At 49.0% G+C, this 2,258-nt stretch carries 2 protein-coding genes; both read left to right on the forward strand.

The features are described 5' to 3' along the window. Positions 1-327 precede the first annotated feature (327 nt). Positions 328-1,035 (forward strand): restriction endonuclease, encoded by a 708-nt coding sequence (locus tag D6694_15295; GenBank protein RMH34266.1) that lies wholly within the window; start codon positions 328-330, stop codon positions 1,033-1,035. Continuing rightward, the gene (locus tag D6694_15300) at positions 1,032-1,910 is read left to right on the forward strand and encodes a site-specific DNA-methyltransferase (protein RMH34267.1); all 879 of its coding nucleotides are present in this window, start codon (positions 1,032-1,034) and stop codon (positions 1,908-1,910) included. The genes D6694_15295 and D6694_15300 overlap by 4 nt, the downstream gene beginning before the upstream one ends. Positions 1,911-2,258 lie beyond the last annotated feature (348 nt).

Below are 2,258 nucleotides of genomic sequence, written 5' to 3' on the forward strand. Positions count from 1 at the left end.
GCGCGCCCAGGGCATGCACACCGTCGGCCTCACGGGCCGCGACGGCGGCCGCATGCGCACGCTGTGCGACCTGTGCATCGTCGTGCCGCACCACGACACACCCCGCATCCAGGAAGCACACATCACCATCGGCCACATCTGGTGCGCGTGGTTGGAAAGGGAGTTGTTTGGGTGAGCAGAGAACAGTCGATGGATGATGGATAGTTTACGTTGTCACGCCGTCCCAGCCTGCCCCGTGTAACGGGGCCGTCACGCATTACGGACAAACCCTCAACGCAACACCCTCAACCATTTTTTCAGGGAACTCATTTAACCACTTGTTTCTCTATGACAATGAACTACTACAAAGGTCTTGAGCAAGCTATCAAGGAATTTTGGGAGACTCGAAACCTGCAAAAATCTGCATCCCAACGGCAAGATGTGGGTGAACGGAAAAGCGTAACTGCTGGCAAGCATATGGATAGTTTCCTCTCCCTTTTTCGGCAAATCATTTGCGAACAAGGGGTTGATGAAGCAAACATATTTTTGAAAAAAGATCTGGAACTGCCCGGGTATTTTCGACCCGCCAAACAATGGGATTTGTTGGTCATCAAGGATGGAAGGCTTATAGCAGTAATTGAAACCAAATCCCATATAGGCCCTTCCTTCGGCAACAATTTCAACAACCGCATCGAGGAAGCAGTAGGTAGTGCCACTGATTTGAAGAAAGCCTTCAACAAAGGTGTATTTGGTGACAGCCCCCTCCCTTTTGTGGGGTATTTTCTGCTGGTAGAGAAATGCGAGGCATCCCTTCGCCCTGTAAAGGTGAAATCACCCCACTTCGACATTTTTCCCGAATTTGCACACACTTCCTATCTCCAGCGATATGAGTTATTTTGCAACCGGCTGGTAAAAGAAAAACTCTATTCTGCAGCTGCATTAATTACCTCGGACCGCAACACAGGACCCCAAGGCAAGTTCGAGGAGCCCGCACAGCAACTTGGTTTTTCAAACTTCATTTCCAGCCTTATATACACTTTAAAAAAGTTAAAATGAGCGCAACACTCGCTACAACTCATCAACTATTCCAAGGTGATGCAAGAGACCTCTCTTTCCTTCCGGATGAAAGCGTTCATCTGGTCGTTACCTCCCCGCCATACTGGAACCTGAAAAAATACCGGGATCATCCCCGGCAGCTTGGTCACATCGATCAATACGAAGAGTTTTTGTTTGAGCTGGAAAAAGTGTGGAAGGAAGTTTTCAGGGTGCTGGTACCTGGTGGACGACTCGTATGTGTAGTGGGCGATGTGTGCGTGTCACGTCGTGCTTTCGGAAGGCATCTGGTTTTCCCGCTTCATGCCGATATCAGCGTAATGTGCAGAAAAATCGGATTTGACAACCTCAACCCAATCATCTGGCACAAGATCGCCAATGCCAACTTTGAAATGAGCAAGGGGAGCGGCTTTCTGGGTAAGCCCTACGAGCCCAACGCCATCATCAAGAATGACATCGAATTCATTCTGATGCAGCGGAAACCCGGCGGCTATCGCAAACCCACTGCAGAGCAACGTGAGTTGAGCAAAATCGATAAAGCCACGTTTCAATCCTGGTTCCAACAAATCTGGAACATTTCGGGCGCCTCCACAAAAAAACATCCCGCCCCCTTTCCACTCGAAATCGCTTATCGGCTGGTCAATATGTTTTCTTTTGTCGGCGACACCGTCCTCGATCCTTTTTGTGGTACTGGCACGACCATGGTTGCAGCCATGAGGAGTCAACGTCACAGCATTGGAGTCGAGATTGATCCTGTTTATTGTCAGCTTGCCCTCGATCGCCTGCAATCAGAGTCCAATACTCTTTTTGGCAATACTGATGTTTCCTTTGCACAAGCCTCCACGAAATTACAAACAGTACCACCTGAGCAAAACTGACCGAAAATTTCGGAAAAATCGACTGACGGCCCCGCATCCGGGAAGCACACATCACCATAGGCCATATCTGGTGCGCCTGGGTGGAAAGGGAGTTGTTTGGGTGAGCAGAGAACAGACGATGGATGATAGACGATAGACGATGGATACGCATTTTTTCATAAAATACTGATAATAAACTTTAAACACTAAACTCTAAACTTTAAACTCAAACCCTCAACCCTCAACGCTACACCCTCAACCCTCACCCAACTTGCCAGCTACACACAAGCCGAGTGCCCGGGCCGACAACAACCACTTTCTTGTCTTACCTTTGCCCCGTCAATTCATCCAGCGCTGCTGAGTGGTTGA

It is taken from the genome of Gammaproteobacteria bacterium (assembly GCA_003696665.1).
Lineage (GTDB): Bacteria > Pseudomonadota > Gammaproteobacteria > Enterobacterales.

Excerpts from the sequence above, each read along its gene's own strand:
- D6694_15295 (RMH34266.1), top strand. The coding sequence starts at position 328 with ATGACAATGAACTACTACAAAGGTCTTGAGCAAGCTATCAAGGAATTT.
- D6694_15300 (RMH34267.1), top strand. The coding sequence starts at position 1,032 with ATGAGCGCAACACTCGCTACAACTCATCAACTATTCCAAGGTGATGCA.